Origin of the sequence: Caldimonas sp. (assembly GCF_046289365.1) — a bacterium.
In the GTDB taxonomy this organism is placed as follows: domain Bacteria; phylum Pseudomonadota; class Gammaproteobacteria; order Burkholderiales; family Burkholderiaceae_C; genus Caldimonas.
The window spans coordinates 1-2,435 of record NZ_JBKBVU010000309.1 but is presented as its reverse complement, the minus strand read 5'-3'; the positions used below and the strand labels follow the sequence as shown (position 1 = coordinate 2,435).

Sequence of the window (2,435 nt, the reverse complement as noted above, 5' to 3'; positions counted from 1 at the left end):
GGGTGGCGGCCGAAGTACTGCTTGATGCGCAGCGTGATGTCCAAGTCCTCGGCGGTGCCGGCATCCCAGCCGCCCAGGTTGCGGATGAAGGCGGTGCGGAACACGCCAAAGGCGCCCGAGATGTTGTTGACGAGGTTGAACTCCGACAGCCCGGTCTTGCCCGCCCCGATGGACAGCATGTACTCCAGCGCCTGCAGGCGTGTCACCATCGATCGGCCGGCGTTGCGCACACGCAGGCAGCCGGCCACGCCCACCACGCGCGGGTCGTCGAAGTGTCGCGTGGCGTGGCGCACCATGTCGTTGTCGAACGAGGTGTCGCCGTCCAGCGCCATCACCACCTCGCCGGTGGCGATCTGCAATCCCGCGTTGAGTGAGGACACCCGCCCGCCGCGCTGCCACTTGGGCAGCACGATGAGCTGCCGCCTCGGCAAGCCGGCGACCAGATCCTGGGCGCGCCGGGCCGCCTCCAGCGTGGCCCGGTTCTGCACGGCCCCGTCCACCATCACGACGATCTCGATGAATCCGGGATAGTCCTGCTGAGCCAGGCTGTGGATGGTCTTGCGCACATCCTCGCCTTCGGCATAGCAGGTGACCAGACAGGACACCCTGGGATAGCGTTCGCGCTGCCGGTCGGGTCGGTGCTCGCGCAGGCCGAAACGCACGATGCCGGCCATCACGAGGACGTACAGCGGCAGCTCCAGCAGCAGCACGAAGGGGAAGAATTTGAGGGCGATCTCCAGCCAGCCCTGTTCACTGGTGGACAGGACGAGCGTACCGAAAGCATGAACCGCTTGCTCCCACATGCTCAGGCTTCGGCCAGTCGCTGCATCAGGCGGTCGCAGTCGTCGCCGGCGCGCAAGTCCTCGGGCACGGCCAGGCAGGTGATGCGCGCGCGCAGGCCCACACCGCCCTCGGCACGGGCCCGCTGGTCCAGCAGATGCTGCACACGCGCGGCCAGCCCAGCGGCCTGCGAAAAAGGCAGGAAGAACCACAGCCGCTCCTCCGCCGTGCGTGTGGTCACATCCGAGGCGCGCAGCAGCTCGTGCAGACGGCGGGCGAATTCATCGAGCATCAGGTAAGCCCGCGCCGCGCCGTGGCGCTCGACGAATTCGGCCGCATTCAGGAACTCCACCATCATCAGGCCGAACTGCATCTGCGCATGCCGCGACCGGGCGGCCAGGGCCCAGTTCACGAGCTGGCGGAACTCCGTCGGCACCACGTAGTTGGCGCTGTCGAGGGCCGCCATCGATTCCTGGACCTGCCCGGCACGCAGCGCGGCGCGGCCTTGGGCACTCAGCCGCAGGGCGCTGATCTCGTGCACGTCCAGCTCGCTGGGCTCGGCCGTGGCGTTGCAGTCCAGACAGCGCGCTTGCACGGCCGATTCGACGAAGACATGGCGGCAACTTGCGCAGGCCAGTTGCGTCAGCGGGCGGTCGTAGTCCACGCCGATGTGGCGCAGACGGGCCGCGCACTTCGGGCAGCTCAGCCCGGACTCCCCGCGGAAGTCGGCCTCGGGCGCGACATGGCCACAGGTGAAACAGTGCAGGGAAGGCGACTTGCGGATCTCGATGCTGCTGCAATGCGGGCAGACATCGAGATAGTGCAGATGGGCGCTACCGCAAGAGCGGCAATGACGCGTGCGATCGATCAGCCGCGAAGGCTCCAACAGGCCTCGGCGCACGAGCGCCACCCTCGCGACCATGGGATCCTCGCCCTCGCGCGCCAGCATGTCCAGCACGGGATAGTGATACAGCGAAGCAAGGTGACGGTCGCGCACAGGCAGCAGCTCGGCCCCGTCGCGCTGGACCAGGAAGTACAACACTCGCTCGTCGAAATGCAGGGCCTGCGGGTCGAGATTCAGGCTGCGGCGCACGGCCAGCGCGCGCTCCCCAGCCTGGCGGGCCTGCTCGATGCTTCCTACCCCGTCCAGCCAGGCGGCCCGCGCGCCGGCCTCCTCGGCCCACACGGGACGGTCCCACCACTGCGAGGCGCGGATGCGTGCGACCATCGCCCGCAGCGTCGCATCGTCCCAACCGGTCAGGTAAAAGGCCAAGGCCTGCGCCCCGCTGCGCTCCCAGGCGTTCCAGGAATCGAACTCGCCACCGGCCGACCCGACGCCCGGGGCCAGCGGCCCACGCAGCACGGCCACGTGCAACTGGCGGCGATCCTCCGTCGATGGGGCGAGCAGTTCGGTGAACAAGAGATTTCTCCGTAGCTGTCATGTCCGGGATGATTATAGGGTCGCTGTGCCCCGTGCGCCTTGCATCTGGCCATCCTCGCGACGTTTTTCAACGGCCTGCTAGGTGGCGCAGCACCTCGTCACGCACGATGTCGGCCAGGTCGTTCGTCAGCGTCGGTGGCAGCGGCGGTGCCTGATGCTGCAGTTGCAGCAACCACTGCACCCACGCGGTGTGCAGCCGTTGCTGCAGCAGCGG

2 protein-coding genes are annotated in these 2,435 nt (G+C 68.1%); both read right to left on the bottom strand.

Going from position 1 to position 2,435, the window contains the following annotated elements:
• On the bottom strand, nt 1-803 hold an 803-nt coding region (locus ACK42S_RS17420; protein WP_409710572.1), incomplete at its 3' end, for a glycosyltransferase family 2 protein.
• Nucleotides 804-805: 2 nt separating this feature from the next.
• Nucleotides 806-2,200, bottom strand: a complete 1,395-nt coding sequence (locus ACK42S_RS17415; protein ID WP_409710569.1) for a diguanylate cyclase domain-containing protein — start codon at nt 2,198-2,200, stop codon at nt 806-808.
• Nucleotides 2,201-2,435: the final 235 nt, after the last annotated feature.